Genomic DNA, 17,848 nt, shown 5'->3' on the forward strand with positions numbered 1-17,848 from the left:
GGGCATGGGGGTAGTCCCCTACGGGCAGGTTGGGGGTTCCGCTGGAACCCTCGGCCTGCCCTTTGCGTTTACCGTTGAAGGGTCGGTGCGGAACCCGCCGCAGGACCTGAGAGGAGCGTCATGGAAGCCGTGATCGCAGTCGTGGCGCTGCTCGTCGTCCTGTTCCTGGCCCTGGGTGCGTACGCGACGGTGAAGGTGGTCGGCGCGGCCAAGCGCGGCGTGGACCGCACGATCTCCCAGGCACGCCGGACGGTGGAGGACACGACGCTCCGGGCGAAGAGCTTCGGACAGATCGGCCCCGCGGGCGAACTGGCCCAGCTGCGGCTCTCGTTGCGCACCTCGATGCGCGCCACGCAGGAGACGCTGCAGGCGGGCGTGGCCGAGGACGCCTCGCTGAAGGAGTCCCTGGGGCTCTTCGAGCGGCTGAGCGCCCATGGCCATGAGCTGGACGACGAACTCAGGCGGCTCGAGCGGGACCCGGACAAGGGCAGCCTGGCCGAGCGGCTCCCCGGGCTGCGGGAGCGCACGGAACAGATCACGAAGGCGGCGGACTCCTTGCGGTGGTCGGCGCGAGACCGGGCCCGCAGGTTCGCCGACGACGACCTGGACTCGCTGAGTACGCAGATCGACATGGAGGCGGGCGCGCTGCGGCACTGGACGACGGAGCCGTCGTCGACGCAGACCCCCGCCTCTGCGACCTCCTGGCCCGAGCCGCAGGCCGGCGCGGACCAGGACGCCGAGCAGACCTGGGCGGAGCCGTCCAAGACGTCCGAACAGGAGCCGGAGCAGCCCGCGATCAACCCGCCGGCGCCGCAGCCGGTCTACCCCTGGCAGAAGAAGGCCAGGCCCGAGAGCACGACCTGACGGGCCCGTCCGCAAAGGGGTCGGGCTGCCGCCCCCGGCTCCAGGCAGGTAATCTCCAGCGCATGTCCCGTCATGTCGCGATCGTCACGGATTCAACGGCCTACCTGCCGCAGCGGACGATGGAGCGGCACGGCATCACAGCGGTGCCACTGACCGTGGTCCTCGGCGATCAGGCACTTGAAGAGGGCACGGAGATCTCCGCCCGCTCGCTCGCCCTGGCGCTGCAGAAACGGCGGCCGGTGACCACCTCCCGGCCGAGCCCCGAACTCTTCGCCCAGACCTATCGCAAGGTCGCGGAGGCGGGCGCGACGGCGATCGTCTCGCTGCATCTGTCCGCCGAGTTCTCCGGCACGTACGACGCGGCGGTCCTCGCGGCGAAGGACGCGCCGGTGCCGGTGCGGGTGGTGGACACCGGGATGGTCGCGATGGCCCTGGGGTTCTGCGCGCTCTCGGCGGCGGAGGCGGCCGAGTCCGGCGGCTCGGTGGACGATGCGGTGGCGGCCGCGGAGAAGCGGGCCGCGGGCACGTCCGCCTACTTCTACGTCGACACGCTGGACTATCTGCGCCGGGGCGGGCGGATCGGTGCGGCGCAGGCGCTGCTCGGCTCCGCGCTCGCCGTGAAGCCGCTGCTTCAGCTGGACGGCGGACGCATCGAGATGCTGGAGAAGGTACGGACGGCCTCGAAGGCGATCGCCCGTCTTGAGGAGATCGTGGTCGAGCGGGCCGGGGCGAACCGCGTCGACATCGCGGTGCATCACCTGGCTGCGCCGGAGCGGGCCGCGGCGCTCGCCGAGCGGCTGAGGGAACGGGTGCCGGGCCTGGCCGAACTGCATGTCAGCGAGGTGGGCGCGGTGATCGGGGCGCACACGGGGCCGGGGCTGTTGGGGGCCGTGGTCTCGCCTCGCTGAGGCGGTCGGTGCGCCTGTGGGTGACGGAGTTATCCACAACTCGCGGGTAATCCACGGGAATTGACCAAGATCAACATGATTTTGGTGCAGTGCCTAGCGTCGTTGGCATGGCACTTCGATCACCTTCACAGGCATCTTCTGCATCCCCTACATCTCCTGCGCGTCCTGCACGGACTTCTGGCGCTACGAGTGGGCCGGGGCGGGGCCGCGGTTCCGACGGTCGCGCATCGGACGGTCGCGGGGGTCAGTGGCACGCCCGCAGACGATCCGTTCGGCGGCATGCTTCGGCGGAGGCGCTGCGGCTGCGCGCGGAGACGCTGTTCGCCGAGCCTGAACGGGCGGACGGCGGCGTCGGGTTGAGGTCGGGAGCGCCTCCGGATGCGCGGCCGGCGGGGCGGCCCGTCGCCGAAGCGGTGGGGCCTGTTGCGGAGCCGCCGGTGCGGGGGCGGGTGGGTCTTGCCGTGCGGGAGCGGCTTCCGCTGTGGCTGCAACTCAGGTGTGGGCTGGAGCGGCGGAGCCTGATCGCGCTGGTGGCCGTGCTCGTCCTCGCCGCGGTGCTCGCCGCCCAGCACTTCTGGGTGGGGCGCACGCTGCCGGTGCGGGCGCCGGAGGTGGTGCGGGCGGCGTCGGACGGCGAGGCGGAGCCGTCTCCGTCGCCTGGGATTCCGCCTTCGGAGGGCGGCGGTCCGGCGGCGGCTGGTTCAGAGGGCGCGGGTGGCGGCGTCGTCGTGGACGTCAGCGGGAAGGTCCGCAGTCCCGGCATTCTGCGGCTGCCCGCGGGATCCAGGGTCGCCGACGCGCTGAAGGCGGCGGGCGGGGTCCGCCCCGGCGCGGACCTGGACGGCCTCAATCGCGCCCGGCTGCTCATCGACGGCGAACAGGTGGTGGTGGGCGCACCGGCGACGGCACCACCCGCCGTGCCCGGCGCCGGGGCTGCGGCGGGGCCGACGGGAGCGAGTCCCGCCGCGCCGGTCGGGCTCAACACGGCCACCGCCGAGCAGCTCGACGGGCTGCCCGGTGTCGGTCCGGTACTGGCCCAGCACATCATCGACTACCGCACGGAGCACGGCGGCTTCCGCTCGGTCGACGAACTGCGCGAGGTCAACGGCATCGGCGACCGCCGCTTCGCCGACCTACGGAATCTGGTGCGGCCATGAGGCCGGCGCCCTCGGCCGCGGGGGCCGCCACGCCCCCGGTCCGCCCCGCGGTGCACGCGTCGTCCGGGCGCCGGCTCGGGGACTCGCACCCCCGGCAGGAGGGCCCGGTGGACCTCCGCCTCGTGCCGCCCGCGCTGGCGGCCTGGGGGACGGCGGCTCTGGCGCTCGACGCCCCGCCCCGATGGGTGATCGCGGCCGTGGTCGTCTGTGTGGTGGTGGCGGGCGCCCTGCTGGTGACGCTGACGGTGCGGGGGTGGCCGACGGGCGCGGGTCGACCGCGGGCTGCGGGGCGTCGGCAGTCGTGGGGGCGGGTCTCGGTGGCGACGGCACTGCTCTGCAGCGCGGCGGCCGCGACGTCGGCGGGCCTGCACGGTGCCGACCTGCACCGGGGGCCCGTCCCCGCACTGGCCCGTCAGTACGCGGAGGTGGACGCCGAGTTGGAGGTCACGTCCGACCCCCGCCACACCCGCCCTCACGTCACGGGGGACCGGTCCGTCCCGCCCTCCGTCATGCTGAACGCGGAGATCGTGCGGGTCGGTTCGGCGAACGGCGCGACATCCGTGACGCGCGCCCCGGTCCTGGTCATCGCCAGGGACGCGACCGCTGAGCGCGGCCGTGCCGGGGATCCCGGCAGGGGCGGGCGTCCCGATCCGCGTGCTCGTCCGGCGGGCTGGTTCGCGTTGTTGCCCTCGACCCGGGTGCGGGTTCAGGGGAGTCTCGCGCCTCCGTTGCCTCGGGGGGATCGGGTCGCGGCGGTGCTGCGGGTCTCCGGGGAGCGGGAGCCGCGTGTGGTGGAGGGGCCGTCCGGGGCGCAGCGGGTCGCCGGACGGCTGCGGGGCGGGTTGCGGGAGGCCACGGACGGGTTGCCGGCCGACGCGCGGGCGCTGCTGCCCGGGCTCGTGGTCGGGGACACCTCGCGCGTGCCACCCGATCTCGACGAGGCCTTCCGGGCGACCGATCTCACCCATCTGCTCGCCGTCAGCGGGGCCAACCTCACGATCGTGCTCGCGCTGCTCATCGGCCCGCCCGGCATAGCGCAGCGCGCCGAGCGGCGGGGCATCGCCCCACGGCTTGGGATGTCGTTGCGGACGACCGCGCTCGTCGGGGGTGCTCTCACTCTGGGCTTCGTGATCGTCTGCCGACCGGATCCGAGCGTGCTGCGGGCGGCGGCCTGCGGTCTCATCGCCCTGCTCGCCATCGGCACCGGGCGCCGCCGGTCGTTGATCCCCGCCCTGGCCGCCGCCGTGCTGCTGCTCGTCCTCTACGACCCATGGCTGGCCCGCAGCCCCGGATTCCTGCTGTCCGTCCTGGCCACCGGCGCCCTGCTCACCCTCGCCCCGCGGTGGAGCGCGTCACTCCAGAGGCGCCGGGTTCCCCCGCGCCCGGCCGAGGCGCTCGCCGCGGCGGCCGCCGCGCAGGCGGTGTGCGCACCGGTCGTCGCCGTCCTGGCGGCCCGGGTGAGCCTGGTGGCGGTGCCCTGCAATCTCCTTGCGGAGGCCGCCGTCGCGCCCGCCACGGTCCTTGGCTTCGCCACCCTGGCGGCGGCGCCTGTGATGATGCCGGTCGCCAAGTTCCTGGCGTGGTGCGCCAGTTGGCCCACCGGATGGATCGCGGACATCGCCCGTACGGGTGCGGCGCTGCCCGGCAGCGGTGTCGACTGGCCCGGTGGCTGGCGCGGCGGGCTGCTGCTCGCCGCCGGCACGGTCGTCGTCGCCCTGGTGGCGCGTGGGCTGCTGCGGCGCCCCTGGCTCGCCGCGGCCTGCGTCCTGCTGATCCTCCTCGCGGTCGTGCAGCCGCCGCCGCTGACCCGGGTGATCGCGGGGTGGCCCCCGGCGGGGTGGCGGTTCGCCATGTGCGACGTGGGTCAAGGGGATGCCACCGTGCTCGCGGCGGGGGACGGTGCGGGGGTGGTCGTCGACGCGGGGCCCGACCCGGTGCTCGTGGACCGCTGTCTGCGTTCGCTCGGCGTGACGCGCGTTCCGCTCGTGCTCCTGACGCACTTTCACGCCGACCATGTCGCGGGCCTGCCGGGCGTGCTGCGCGGGCGCCGGGTCGGTGCGATCCAGACGACGGGGTTTCAGGAGCCGCCGGACCAGGCGGAGTTCGTGCACACGCAGGCGGCCGCCCATCGCATTCCGGTGACCCGGGCCGTGGCGGGGGAGCGGCGGCGCACCGAGGGCCTTGACTGGCAGGTGCTGTGGCCCATGGCCCAGGGGGCGGGCCGGGGGCTGACTCCCGAGGGGCCCAACGATTCCAGCGTCACGCTGCTCGTCCGCGCCGAAGGGCTCACGCTGTTGCTGCTCGGAGATCTCGAACCGCCCGCCCAGCGCGCCCTGTTGCGGACGTCTGCCGTGGCATCGCTGCCGGAGGTGGATGTGCTCAAGGTCGCCCATCACGGCTCGGCGTATCAGGACCCCGGACTTCTGAGACGGTCCGCGCCCCGCCTCGCGCTCATCTCCTGCGGCCGCGACAACTCTTACGGCCACCCTTCACCGCGCACGGTCGAGGCGCTGCGGGCCGGGGGAGCGGAGGTGCTGCGGACGGACAGGAATGGCTCGATCGCTGTCATCGGACCGAGGGCAGGAGCGGCGGAAGGCGCGGCTCCGGAGATGGAGGTGGTCACCCATCCGCCCTAGCTGATCAATCCGCCCGAGCTGATCAATTCGGGCCAGTACGGGCCAGTCGCGACAGTTCAAGCGCCAGTGCGTGATTCCTGCGATGTAGGGCCGTGTTGCATCGAATGCCGCAACGGTGATCGAATGCCCCTTCGGGACAGGAGTTGTCAAGTAGCGCGGGGGTATGTCGCACATGTTCGGCCGTTGGCTGGGGAACCGTACGAACCGAGGCGGCGGAGCAGGGGGACTGCTGTCCGCCGTGCCGGTTCCGTCCAGTGCGGGGGTGCTCAGCTGCCGGGTGCTCGACCCCGTCAACGAACCGGTGCGGCACGCGGAGTTCGCGGTCAGCGACGCCACGGGGCGCAAGGTCGTCACCGGGGGGATGGATCCGTTCGGCTCGTTCGTGACGACGGTTCCGGCCGGTGACTACCGCCTGGCGGTCTCCGCGGAGGGGTTCACGCCGTACCGGGCGAACGTCACGGTCGGGGAGAGCACGCACGCGTCCCTCGGCGATGTGATGCTCCAGGTCGCGCACCCTCCGGCGCTGCCCGACTCCGGGGACTGGGAGATCGACCCCCTGCACTCGTCGGTCGGCTTCACCGCGCGGCACATCGGTCTTGCCCGTATCCACGGACGCTTCAACAGCTTCGCGGGCGCGATCCGGATGGCCGACCGGATGGAGAACTCCGCGATGCATGTCGTCATCGACGCGGCCTCCATCGACACCGCGGTCAAGATGCGCGACGACCATCTGCGGTCCCGCGACTTCCTCGACGTGGAGCGGTTCCCGACGATGGAGTTCTACAGCGACCGCTTTGTGCACAAGGGCGGCAGCCGCTGGGCGGTCACGGGCGGCCTCACGCTGCACGGCGTGACGCGCACGGTCACGTTGGACACCGAGTATCTCGGGGTCGGGCGGGGGCTCGAGGGCGAGACCCGGGTCGCCTGCCGTGCCACCACCGAGCTGCACCGCGACGACTTCACGATCACCTGGCAGACGATGCTGGCGCGCGGTATCGCCGCGGTCGGCCCCAGCATCACGATCGACCTCGACATCCAGGTCCTGCCCAAGGGCTGACCGCCGGAGGATCCCTACGGGGCCTCCAGCCAGCCCTCGTACTCCGCCGCGAGCGCGTCGAGGGCCGCGCGGTCCAGGCGCCGCTCCGGGTCCTCGACCACGACCAGCCACTGGGCGTCCTCGGCGTCGTCCTCGCCGGCCAGGGCGTCACGGACGAGCTGAGGCTCCTCGGCGACACGGAAACGGTCGGGGAGCTCTTCGGCCACTTCCTCCGCGGCATCGCGGTCGGGCAGCACCAGGACATGTCGTACGTCGGTCACCTGCCCATTCTCCGGTATCGGGTGAGCGGCTCGGGAACCGGCCGTACGGGATGGACTGCGGTACGGGCTGGGCTGCCGTACGGGATGGGCTGCCGTACGGATGGACTGTCAGTGCCGCGTGGGATGCTTGACCGCGATGGCCAGGAAGACAGATACCGCCGACCCGCTCGCTCCCCTCACGCTCGCCGTGGGGCAGGAGGACCTTCTCCTCGACCGTGCCGTGCAGCAGGTGGTCGCCGCCGCCCGCGCATCCGACGCGGACACGGACGTACGCGACCTCACCCCCGATCAGCTGCAGCCCGGCACGCTCGCCGAGCTGACCAGCCCCTCGCTCTTCTCCGAGCGCAAGGTCGTGATCGTACGGAACGCGCAGGATCTGTCGGCCGACACGGTCAAGGACGTGAAGGCGTATCTCGGTTCGCCGGCCGAGGAGATCACCCTCGTCCTGCTGCACGCGGGCGGCGCCAAGGGCAAGGGCCTGCTCGACGCGGCCCGCAAGGCGGGGGCCCGTGAGGTCGCCTGCCCCAAGATGACCAAGGCCGCGGACCGGCTCTCGTTCGTACGGAGCGAGTTCCGCACGCTCGGCCGTTCGGCCACGCCTGAGGCCTGCCAGGCCCTGGTCGACTCGATCGGCAGCGATCTGCGGGAGCTGGCCTCCGCGGTGTCCCAGCTGGTGGCGGATGTCGAGGGCACGATCGACGAGGCGGTCGTCGGGCGGTACTACACGGGTCGTGCGGAGGCCTCCAGCTTCACGGTGGCCGACCGGGCCGTGGAGGGGCGGGCCGCGGAGGCGCTGGAAGCGTTGCGGTGGTCTTTGTCGACCGGCGTCGCGCCTGTTCTGATCACCAGTGCGTTGGCGCAGGCCGTGCGGGCGATCGGGAAGCTGTCCTCTGCGAGGGGCGGGCGGCCGGCTGACCTCGCTCGTGAGCTGGGGATGCCGCCCTGGAAGATCGATCGGGTTCGGCAGCAGATGCGGGGGTGGACGCCGGATGGGGTCGCCGCCGCGCTTACCGCTGTCGCGGCGGCCGATGCGGGGGTCAAGGGGGGCGGGGATGATCCTGAGTACGCCCTGGAGAAGGCTGTCGTCGCCATCGCTCGCGCCGCGCGGTCTCGCCGTTAGGCATCCGCCGGTTCGCTGACTGCGGGTCGGCTGTGGCTGGTCGCGCAGTTCCCCGCGCCCCTAAAGGGGCATACCCCACGGCAGCCAAACCCGCGCCCCTAAAGGGGCCCCCGCAGCTGAAGGGGCCGCCCCCGGCAGGTCAGCACCCAAACACAGCAATGCCCCCAGAGTGGGTCCGGGGGCATTGGCGCAGCGTGGCGTACTGCGGAGTCTGTCCGCGATTCGAGGTAGAGGGCTCGAATTACCCTCGCGGGAGGATTGATCAGCGCCCCGGCGAGCCGGGGCAAGGGCTTCAGCCCTGGAGGGTCGAGACCTTCGAAGCAAGCGCCGACTTCTTGTTGGCGGCCTGGTTCTTGTGGATGACGCCCTTGGAGACGGCCTTGTCGAGCTGGCGCGAAGCCTCGCGCGTCGCCTCGACGGCCTTCTGGGTGTCACCCGCGGCAACGGCCTCGCGGGCCTTGCGGATCGCGGTCTTCAGGGAAGACTTGACCGCCTTGTTGCGCTGACGCGCCTTCTCGTTGGTCTTGATCCGCTTGATCTGGGACTTGATGTTCGCCACGAAAGAGCCTTTTCAGGTTCAGGTACTGCAGAGGTACTGCAGATGAGTTTTTTTGACACGTGCCTCAGAACCGAGAGGGCCAGGAGACACAGCTGCCCAGATTACCAGCCGCCCCGCGACCGGCCCAATCCGGGCGTGGCCCCCGCCGCGAGCGGCCCACACCTGGCCCAGTGCCCCACCCATGGGACCATGGAACCTACGTATCGATCCGGAGATCCGACCCCGAGGCGACAGGCGCCTCAAGAGACAGGACCCTGCGTGCCCGCGACCCCTAAGAATGTGCCCGAGCCGAGCCGTACCGACCCGGCTCTGATCCGTAATTTCTGCATCATCGCGCACATCGACCACGGCAAGTCCACGCTCGCCGACCGCATGCTCCAGCTGACCGGTGTGGTCGACCAGCGCCAGATGCGTGCTCAGTACCTCGACCGGATGGACATCGAGCGCGAGCGCGGCATCACGATCAAGTCCCAGGCGGTGCGTCTGCCCTGGGCCCCCACCGAGGGCCCCGAGCAGAGCAAGACCCACATCCTCAACATGATCGACACCCCGGGGCACGTGGACTTCACGTACGAGGTGTCGCGTTCGCTTGCGGCCTGTGAGGGCACGGTCCTCCTCGTCGACGCCGCGCAGGGCATCGAGGCTCAGACTCTCGCCAACCTCTACCTGGCGATGGAGAACGACCTCAAGATCGTCCCGGTGCTCAACAAGATCGACCTGCCGGCCGCCCAGCCGGAGAAGTTCTCCGAGGAGCTGGCCAATCTCATCGGCTGCCAGCCGGAGGACGTGCTGAAGGTCTCCGCGAAGACCGGCATGGGCGTCGAGGCGCTGCTCGACAAGGTCGTCGCCGAGGTCCCGCCGCCGGTCGGTGTCGCGGACGCGCCCGCCCGCGCGATGATCTTCGACTCGGTCTATGACTCCTACCGGGGCGTCGTGACGTACGTACGTGTCGTCGACGGCCAGCTCAACAAGCGTGAGCGGATCCGGATGATGTCCACCGGCGCCACGCACGAGCTGCTCGAGATCGGTGTCTCGTCCCCGGAGATGACCTCGGCCGACGGCATCGGCGTCGGCGAGGTGGGCTACATCATCACCGGCGTGAAGGACGTCCGTCAGTCCAAGGTCGGTGACACGATCACCTCCCTGCACAAGGGTGCGACCGAGGCCCTGGGCGGTTACAAGGACCCGAAGCCGATGGTCTTCTCGGGTCTCTATCCGCTGGACGGCTCGGAGTACCCCGACCTGCGCGAGGCCCTGGACAAGCTGCAGCTCAACGACGCCGCGCTCGTCTACGAGCCGGAGACGTCGGCGGCGCTCGGCTTCGGCTTCCGTGTCGGCTTTCTGGGCCTCCTTCACCTCGACGTGATCCGTGAGCGGCTCGAGCGCGAGTTCGGGCTCGACCTCATCGCCACCGCGCCCAACGTGGTCTACCGCGTGATCATGGAGGACGGCGCCGAGCACACCGTCACCAACCCGAGCGAGTTCCCCGAGGGCAAGATCGACGAGGTCTACGAACCCGTCGTACGCGCCACGATCCTCGCCCCGAGCGAGTTCATCGGCTCGATCATGGAGCTGTGCCAGAACCGGCGCGGCACCCTGCTCGGCATGGACTACCTCTCCGAGGACCGCGTCGAGATCCGCTACACGCTGCCGCTCGCGGAGATCGTCTTCGACTTCTTCGACCAGCTGAAGTCCAAGACGCGCGGTTACGCCTCCCTCGACTACGAGCCCACGGGCGAGCAGGCCAGCAGCCTGGTCAAGGTCGACATCCTGCTGCACGGCGACAAGGTCGACGCCTTCTCCGCCGTCACGCACAAGGACGCGGCGTACGCGTACGGCGTGCGGCTCGTCGCCAAGCTGCGCGAGCTCATCCCGCGGCAGGCCTTCGAGGTGCCCGTCCAGGCCGCGATCGGTTCCCGGGTCATCGCCCGCGAGACCATCCGCGCCATCCGTAAGGACGTCCTCGCCAAGTGCTACGGCGGTGACATCTCGCGTAAGCGCAAGCTGCTCGAGAAGCAGAAGGAGGGCAAGAAGCGCATGAAGATGGTCGGCTCCGTCGAGGTGCCGCAGGAAGCCTTCATCGCGGTGCTCTCCAGCGACGACAGCGGCCCGGGCAAGCCCAAGAAGTAGTCCCGGCAACCCCGGGAAGTATCAGACGCCCCGCCCGACGCGGGCATCACGACGGGTCCGTCGCGCTTTTGCGCGGCGGACCCGTTCTGTATGAGGTGGCAGGCAGAAGCTGTAGGAAGTGACAGGCAGAAGGCCCTTACGCAGCGGGCTTCGGCGCTCTACTCTGATCACCACTCGCAGGTTACTCGCAAGTTAAACAAGCAGCCGCCAGAGCAAATCAAGCAGGCCGCCAGCCAGTCGCCGCACTGTCGCGGGCCCGGAGGATGTCGTGAGCGACACACAGACCTTGATCGAGAACCGTCCGCCGTCCGTGGCGCATCTCTTCCTGGAGCGCGTGGCTGCCACGCCGGACGCCGAGGCCTACCGCTATCCCGTGCCGGCGGCCGCCGGCGAGGGCCCCGACGACTGGAAGTCGCTGAGCTGGGCGCAGGCCGCCGAGCGCGTCTACGCCATCGCCGCTGGCCTGATCGACCTCGGCCTCGCGCCCGAGGACCGGGTGGCCCTCGCCTCGTCGACCCGGGTCGAGTGGATCCTCTCCGACCTCGGCATCCTCTGCGCCGGCGCGGCCACCACCACGGTGTATCCGCAGACCAACGCCGAGGAGTCCACCTACATCCTGGCCGACTCCGGCAGCCGGGTGCTGATCGCCGAGAACGCCGAGCAGCTCGCCAAGGCGCGCGAGAAGCGGGCCGAGCTGCCCGAGCTCAAGCACGTCGTGGTGATCGACACCGAGGGCGCCGAGCCCGTCGACGGCGACCCCGAAGGCTGGCTGCTCACGCTCGCCGACCTGGAGGCGCGCGGCGCCGCCCACCTGGAGAAGAACCCGGAGGCGGTCAAGGAGCGGATCGCCGCCATCACCAAGGACCAGCTCGCCACGATCATCTACACCTCCGGCACCACGGGTAAGCCCAAGGGCGTGCGGCTGCCGCAGGACAACTGGTCGTACATGGCGAAGGCCATTGCCTCGACCGGCCTGCTCGGCCCCGACGACGTGCAGTACCTGTGGCTGCCGCTCGCGCATGTCTTCGGCAAGGTGCTGACCTCCGGGCAGATCGAGCTCGGACACGTCACCGCCGTCGACGGCCGCGTGGACAAGATCATCGAGAACCTTCCGGTGGTGCAGCCGACGTACATGGCGGCCGTGCCCCGCATCTTCGAGAAGGTCTACAACGGCGTCGCGGCCAAGGCGCGGGCCGGCGGCGGCGCCAAATACAAGATCTTCCTGTGGGCGGCCGATGTCTCCCGCGAGTACGCGAAGGTCAGCCAGGACAACTTCCGCAGGACCGGCAACGCCTCGGTGCCCTTCGGGCTCGGCGCCAAGCACAAGGTCGCCGACGCGCTCGTCTACTCCAAGCTGCGGGAGGCCTTCGGCGGACGGCTGCGCGCCGCCGTCTCCGGCTCGGCCGCGCTCGCGCCGGAGATCGGCTACTTCTTCGCCGGCGCGGGCATCCACATCCTGGAGGGCTACGGCCTGACCGAGTCCTCCGCGGCCTCCTTCGTGAACCCCGGCGAGGCCTACCGCACCGGCACCGTCGGCAAGCCGCTGCCCGGCACCGAGGTCCGGATCGCCGACGACGGCGAGATCCTGCTGCGCGGCCCCGGCATCATGGAGGGCTACCACGGCCTGCCGGACAAGACGGCCGAGGTGCTCGAATCCGACGGCTGGTTCCACACCGGGGACATCGGCGAGCTGTCCCCCGACGGGTACCTGAAGATCACCGACCGCAAGAAGGACCTCATCAAGACGTCCGGCGGCAAGTACATCGCGCCCGCCGAGGTCGAGGGCCAGTTCAAGGCCGTGTGCCCGTACGTCTCCAACATCCTGGTGCACGGCGCCGACCGGAACTTCTGCACCGCCCTGATCGCCCTCGACGAGCCCGCCATCCTGGACTGGGCCAAGGAGAACGGTCTGGAGGGCAAGAGCTACGCCGACGTGGTCGCCGCCCCGGCGACGGTCGCGCTCATCGAGGGCTATGTGAAGCAGCTCAACGAAGGCCTGCAGCGCTGGCAGACCGTCAAGAAGTTCAAGCTGCTCCCGCGCGACCTGGACATCGAGCACGGCGAACTGACGCCCAGCCTCAAGCTGAAGCGCCCGGTCGTCGAGCGCGAGTACCAGCACCTGATCGACGAGATGTACGCGGGCTCGCGCGAGGCCTGAGCCTCAACTCCCGCACGCGGACGGGGTGTTCACGGGGCTTCGTGGCCCTCACCTGCCACCCCGTCCGCGCCGCATCTCCTTCACCATCTCCTCCATGTGCGTCACATGGTGGCGCAGTTCAAGGACGTCCTTGAGGCTGCTGGCGGCCATGTGCGTCTCGATCGCCGCGAGGCGCGCCGCCAGCTCGTCGAACTGCTGCTGCTCGCGCGCCAGGATGCGCTCCAACTGCTGGTTCTTGCGGTGCAGTTCGAGGAAGACGGTGACCTTGGCGCGCAGCACCCAGGGGTCGAACGGCTTGGTGAGGTAGTCGGCGGCGCCCGTCGCGTAGCCGCGGAAGGCGTACCCCGCGTCGTTGTCCGTGCCCGTCAGAAAGATGATGGGTACGTCCTTGGTCTGGTCGAGCCGTTTGATGTTCGACGCGGTCTCGAAGCCGTCCATCCCCGGCATCCGTACGTCCAGGAGGATCACGGCGAATCGTTGCCGCAGGATCGCCTTCATTGCCTCCTCGCCCGAACGGGCGCGTACCAGTGGTTCGTTGAGCGACCCCAGAACGGCTTCGAGCGCCATCAGATTGTCCTCCATGTCATCGACAAGGAGGATGCTCGCGCGGTTGTCGTTCATGACCTCAGTGCTCATGGTGACGGTGCCTCACTCGGACCTCGGCGGAACAGCGCTCTCCCCTGGTGCGCGCGGCTGCTCCGGGACAACGGGTTTCTCGGGTGGTGTGGTGGCCGGCGCGGACAGCTCCACCGCGGCCGCACCGCCCTCGGGGGCCAGCAGGGCGCAGGCCACGCTGAGCAGTTGGTCCACATCCACGGGCTTGGGTACGTAGTCGGTGGCGCCCTGCGCGATCGCCTTCTCGCGGTCGCCGGGCATCGCCTTGGCGGTCAGCGCGATGATGGGGAGGCCGGACCAGCGCGGGGTGCGGCGGATCGCGGCGATCGTTTCGTAGCCGTCCATCTCCGGCATCATGATGTCCATCAGGACGATGTCGACGTCCGGGTTGCGCTCCAGGGTCTCGATGCCCTCGCGGCCGTTCTCCGCGTACAGGACCGGCATGCCCACCCGGCTCAGTACGTGTGTCAGCGCGAACACATTGCGGATGTCGTCGTCCACGATGAGCACCCGGCGGCCGCGAAGCACCCGGCCCGCCCGGCCGTCGCGGTACTCCTCCAGCTTGGTGGGCGTGGGCCAGTTGTCGCCCTGGTCGCGGAAGGTGTGCGGGGACATGGCGGCCGCCTGGTCCTCCGGGGGCGGCGGGGCGTTGGTCCGGGCCGCCGCGTACGCCACCGCGGCGGCGCCGTGTCCGGGGTGCACCACGGGGATGTACAGCGTGAAGGTGGAACCCTGGCCGGGGCTGCTCTCCGCGGTGATGCGGCCGCCGAGGAGTCCGGCGATCTCGCGGCTGATGGAGAGGCCGAGGCCGGTGCCGCCGTACTTGCGGTTGGTGGTGCCGTCGGCCTGCTGGAACGCCTCGAAGATGACGGGGAGTTGCTCGGGAGGGATGCCGATGCCGGTGTCCTTGACGGCGAAGCCGATCAGGTCGTCGCTGTCCTGGCGCGGCCGGTCGGCGGGGTGCTTGACGCGGGTCACGCGCAGCTCGACGCGGCCGCTCGCGGTGAACTTGACCGCGTTCGACAGGAGGTTGCGCAGGATCTGCTGGAGGCGCTGCTCGTCGGAGAACATCTCGCGCGGCACGTCCTCGCCGACCGACACGTCGAAGGCGAGACCGCGGTCGAGGGTGAGCGGGCGGAACGTCGCGTGGACGTAGTCGAGGACCTTGATGAGGGGGAGGCTCTTGGGGCGCACGTCCATCCGGCCCGCCTCGATCTTCGACAGGTCCAGGATGTCGTTGATGAGCTGGAGAAGGTCCGAGCCCGAGCGGTGGATGGTCGTCGCGAACTGGACCTCCTGGTCCGAGAGATGGTCGTCGGGGTTGTCGGAGAGCAGCCGGGCCAGGATGAGCAGCGAGTTCAGCGGGGTGCGCAGCTCGTGCGACATGTTCGCGAGGAACTCCGACTTGTACTGCGACGACGTGGCGAGCAGCGCCGCCTTCTCCTCCAGTTCGGCATTGGAGCGCTGCAACTCGGCCTGCTGGAGCTGGAGTTCGTCCGAGCGGTCCTGCAGCTGGGTGGCGAGCCGCTGGGACTCGCTGAGCAGTGATTCCGTACGGGAGTTGGCGATGATGGTGTTGATCGCGACGCCGATGGTGCTCACGAACTGGTCGAAGAACGCCAGGTGGACGTCGGAGAAGCGGGAGAACGTGGCCAGCTCGATCACGCCGAGCAGCTTGTCCTCGAAGAGGATCGGGATGATCACGAGGCTGGCCGGTGTTGCGTCCCCGAGCCCCGAGGTGATCTTGATGTAGTCGGGCGGCACCTCGTCGACGAGGATCCGCTTCTTCTCGAGCGCCGCCTGCCGCACCAGACCGTGCGCGGGCATCGCGCCGGTGTCGACGACCGAGCCCTGCGCCGAGCCGTATCCGGCGATGAAGGCGAGCCCCTTGACCGGCGGAGTCTGCGGCGTCGCGCTGTCCTCGGCGTCCGGGTCGGCCAGGAAGAACGCGCCGTACTGGGCGTTCACCAGCGGGGTCAGCTCCCGCAGGATCAGATCGGCGACCTCCATCAGGTCGCGGTGGCCCTGCATCAGGCCCGCCAGACGGGCCAGGTTGGACTCCAGCCAGTCCTTGGCGCGGGTGGTCTCGCGGAGGTTGGACACCATCAGGTTGATGTTGTCCTTGAGTTCGGAGACCTCGCCGCGGGTCTCGACCGTGATGGAGCGGGTCATGTCGCCCTGGGCGACGGCGGACGCGACCTCGGCGATCGCGCGGACCTGGGTGGTGAGGTTGAGGGCCAGCTCGTTCACGTTCGTCGTCAGGCGCTTCCACGTGCCGTAGACGCCCTCGACCCTTGCCTGGCCGCCCAGTTGACCCTCGGAGCCGACCTCGCGGGCGACCCGGGTGACCTCGGAGGAGAACGAGGACAGCGTGTCCACCATGGTGTTGATGGTGGTCTTCAGCTCCAGGATCTCGCCGCGCGCGTCGACGTCGATCTTCTTGGACAGGTCGCCCTCGGCGACCGCCGTCGCGACCTGCGCGATGTTGCGGACCTGGCCGGTGAGGTTGTCCGCCATGTAGTTGACGTTGTCCGTGAGGTCCTTCCACACGCCCGATACGCCGAGGACCTGGGCCCGGCCGCCGAGCCGCCCGTCCGTGCCGACCTCGCGGGCCACCCGCGTCACCTCGTCGGCGAAGGCCCGCAGCTGTTCCACCATCGTGTTGACGGTGTCCTTCAGCTCCAGGATCTCGCCGCGCGCCGTCACCGTGATCATCTTGGACAGATCGCCGTTGGCGACGGCCGTCGTCACCTGTGCGATGTTCCGCACCTGCGACGTCAGGTTCAGCGCCATGAAGTTGACGTTGTCGGTGAGGTCTTTCCATACGCCGGAGACCCCGCGCACCTGCGCCTGACCGCCGAGGTTGCCTTCTGTGCCGACCTCGCGCGCCACCCGTGTCACCTCGTCGGCGAACGCGGAGAGCTGGTCGACCATCGTGTTGATCGTCGACTTCAGTTCGAGGATCTCGCCCTTCGCCTCGACCGTGATCTTCTTGCCGAGGTCGCCCTGGGCGACGGCCGTCGACACCAGCGCGATGTTGCGGACCTGCGAAGTGAGGTTGTCCGCCATGAAGTTGACGTTGTCGGTGAGGTCCTTCCAGACCCCTGACACCCCGCGCACCTGAGCACGCCCGCCCAGATTGCCTTCCGTGCCGACCTCGCGCGCCACCCGTGTCACCTCGTCGGCGAACGCGGAGAGCTGGTCGACCATCGTGTTGACCGTCGACTTCAGCTCCAGGATCTCGCCCCGCGCGTCGACGGTGATCTTCTGGCTCAGATCGCCGTTCGCGACGGCGGTCGTCACCTGTGCGATGTTCCGTACCTGCGAAGTGAGGTTGGAGGCCATGAAGTTGACGTTGTCGGTGAGATCCTTCCAGACCCCCGACACACCCCGCGCCTGCGCCCGGCCGCCGAGCTGACCCTCCGTGCCGACCTCGCGCGCCACCCGCGTCACCTCGGCCGCGAACGCGGAGAGCTGGTCGACCATCGTGTTCACGGTGAGCTTCAGCTCAAGCAGCTCGCCCGTCGCCTCGACCGTCACCGTACGCGTCAGGTCGCCCTGCGCCACCGCCGTCGTCACCAGGGCGATGTCCCGGACCTGGGCGGTGAGCCGGGACGCCATCGTGTTGACGGCCTCCGTCACGTCCCGCCAACTCCCGGACAAGCCACGGACTTTGGCACGCCCGCCGAGCCGCCCTTCCGTGCCGACCTCGCGCGCGACCCGGGTGACCTCGCCCGTGAAGAGCGACAGCTGGTCGACCATCGTGTTCACCGCGCGGCCCAGGCGCCGCAGATCGCCCCGCAGTTCACGCGAGCCGTCGTGCAGGTCCACACGCTGGGTGAGGTCGCCGCCCGCGACCGCGTTCAGGACGCGCGTGGCGTTGGCCGCCGGCGCGACCAGCGAGTTGAGCAGCGAGTTCACGTTCATGACGCGGGTGGTCCAGCTGCCCTGTCCGGGGCTCGCCGAGAACCGTTCGTCGAGGTGGCCGTGGCGGATGATCTCCCGGCGTACGCGGGTGAGTTCGCTGTCGAAGTGGAGCGAGCGGTCCAGCATCTCGTTGAACACCGTGTGCAGCTCGGCGGCCAGGCCGCCACCGGTCACCGCGGTCTTGGTGAAGTCCCCGTCCCGCGCGGCCCGCATCGCCGCCAGGAGGGAACGCAGATCGGAGGTCAGCTCCGCGGAGCTCTCGACGGATGCGGCCGTGTTTTCGACGGATACGGCCGTGCTTTCGACAGACATGACCGTGTCCTCGACGGGTGTGACCGTGACCGGATCCGGCACGGGTATCGGAGCCGGAATCTGACCGAAACCGAGCGCAGGCATACCACTGTTCTCACTCATAACGGCCCACTTCAGTAACTCGGTGCTTATGGGCGTGGCCAGT

At 70.1% G+C, this 17,848-nt stretch carries 12 protein-coding genes; 8 read left to right on the plus strand and 4 right to left on the minus strand.

Annotated elements, in window-relative coordinates:
* Positions 1–120: 120 nt before the first annotated feature.
* From OG453_RS11450 to OG453_RS11470, 5 genes are all read left to right on the plus strand, one after another.
* Positions 121–864 (plus strand): hypothetical protein, encoded by a 744-nt coding sequence (locus tag OG453_RS11450; protein WP_266867052.1) that lies wholly within the window; start codon positions 121–123, stop codon positions 862–864.
* Positions 865–926: 62 nt separating this feature from the next.
* Positions 927–1,772, plus strand: coding sequence for a DegV family protein (locus OG453_RS11455; RefSeq protein ID WP_266867054.1), 846 nt, complete (start codon positions 927–929; stop codon positions 1,770–1,772).
* Positions 1,773–2,128: 356 nt separating this feature from the next.
* Entirely contained in the window at positions 2,129–2,929 is an 801-nt protein-coding gene (locus OG453_RS11460) for a ComEA family DNA-binding protein (protein ID WP_323178627.1), read from the plus strand.
* Positions 2,926–5,565, plus strand: coding sequence for a ComEC/Rec2 family competence protein (locus OG453_RS11465; protein WP_266867058.1), 2,640 nt, complete (start codon positions 2,926–2,928; stop codon positions 5,563–5,565). The genes OG453_RS11460 and OG453_RS11465 overlap by 4 nt, the downstream gene beginning before the upstream one ends.
* A 172-nt stretch (positions 5,566–5,737) precedes the next feature.
* Positions 5,738–6,622 (plus strand): YceI family protein, encoded by an 885-nt coding sequence (locus OG453_RS11470; RefSeq protein ID WP_266869808.1) that lies wholly within the window; start codon positions 5,738–5,740, stop codon positions 6,620–6,622.
* A gap of 14 nt (positions 6,623–6,636) precedes the next feature.
* Here OG453_RS11470 and OG453_RS11475 read toward each other — a convergent pair whose 3' ends face one another.
* On the minus strand, positions 6,637–6,882 hold the full coding sequence (locus tag OG453_RS11475; RefSeq protein WP_135334173.1) for a hypothetical protein: 246 nt from the start codon (positions 6,880–6,882) through the stop codon (positions 6,637–6,639).
* A gap of 136 nt (positions 6,883–7,018) precedes the next feature.
* Here OG453_RS11475 and holA point away from each other — a divergent pair, with 136 nt between their 5' ends.
* Positions 7,019–8,002 (plus strand): DNA polymerase III subunit delta, encoded by a 984-nt coding sequence (gene holA / locus OG453_RS11480; protein ID WP_266867062.1) that lies wholly within the window; start codon positions 7,019–7,021, stop codon positions 8,000–8,002.
* Between the two features lie 292 nt (positions 8,003–8,294).
* On the opposite strand, the gene rpsT is transcribed toward holA, so the two are convergent.
* Complete coding sequence (gene rpsT / locus OG453_RS11485; RefSeq protein ID WP_266867063.1) at positions 8,295–8,561, minus strand: 30S ribosomal protein S20; 267 nt, start codon at positions 8,559–8,561, stop codon at positions 8,295–8,297.
* Positions 8,562–8,819: 258 nt separating this feature from the next.
* Between rpsT and lepA the strand changes: the two genes are divergently transcribed.
* Together lepA and OG453_RS11495 are read left to right on the plus strand one after the other, a co-directional pair.
* Positions 8,820–10,691: a translation elongation factor 4 gene (gene lepA / locus OG453_RS11490; protein WP_266867065.1), complete on the plus strand. Its 1,872-nt coding sequence runs from the start codon at positions 8,820–8,822 to the stop codon at positions 10,689–10,691.
* Between the two features lie 268 nt (positions 10,692–10,959).
* The gene (locus tag OG453_RS11495; protein WP_266867067.1) at positions 10,960–12,849 is read left to right on the plus strand and encodes a long-chain fatty acid--CoA ligase; all 1,890 of its coding nucleotides are present in this window, start codon (positions 10,960–10,962) and stop codon (positions 12,847–12,849) included.
* Positions 12,850–12,897: 48 nt separating this feature from the next.
* Here the strand turns inward: OG453_RS11495 and OG453_RS11500 are convergent, their stop codons facing one another.
* Complete coding sequence (locus OG453_RS11500; RefSeq protein WP_266867069.1) at positions 12,898–13,485, minus strand: two-component system response regulator; 588 nt, start codon at positions 13,483–13,485, stop codon at positions 12,898–12,900.
* Between the two features lie 12 nt (positions 13,486–13,497).
* Positions 13,498–17,604 carry a HAMP domain-containing protein gene (locus OG453_RS11505; RefSeq protein WP_266869809.1) on the minus strand — a complete coding sequence of 1,369 codons (4,107 nt, stop codon included), beginning with the start codon at positions 17,602–17,604 and terminating at the stop codon, positions 13,498–13,500.
* Positions 17,605–17,848 lie beyond the last annotated feature (244 nt).

It is taken from the genome of Streptomyces sp. NBC_01381, assembly GCF_026340305.1.
GTDB lineage: Bacteria > Actinomycetota > Actinomycetes > Streptomycetales > Streptomycetaceae > Streptomyces.

What these genes read in the sequence shown, in the direction of transcription:
- OG453_RS11505 (WP_266869809.1), bottom strand. Translation starts at nt 17,604, where the DNA reads ATGCGGGCCGCGCGGGACGGGGACTTCACCAAGACCGCGGTGACCGGT.
- OG453_RS11500 (WP_266867069.1), bottom strand. Translation starts at nt 13,485, where the DNA reads ATGAGCACTGAGGTCATGAACGACAACCGCGCGAGCATCCTCCTTGTC.
- OG453_RS11455 (WP_266867054.1), top strand. Translation starts at nt 927, where the DNA reads ATGTCCCGTCATGTCGCGATCGTCACGGATTCAACGGCCTACCTGCCG.
- OG453_RS11465 (WP_266867058.1), top strand. Translation starts at nt 2,926, where the DNA reads ATGAGGCCGGCGCCCTCGGCCGCGGGGGCCGCCACGCCCCCGGTCCGC.
- OG453_RS11470 (WP_266869808.1), top strand. Translation starts at nt 5,738, where the DNA reads ATGTTCGGCCGTTGGCTGGGGAACCGTACGAACCGAGGCGGCGGAGCA.
- OG453_RS11450 (WP_266867052.1), top strand. Translation starts at nt 121, where the DNA reads ATGGAAGCCGTGATCGCAGTCGTGGCGCTGCTCGTCGTCCTGTTCCTG.
- holA (WP_266867062.1), top strand. Translation starts at nt 7,019, where the DNA reads ATGGCCAGGAAGACAGATACCGCCGACCCGCTCGCTCCCCTCACGCTC.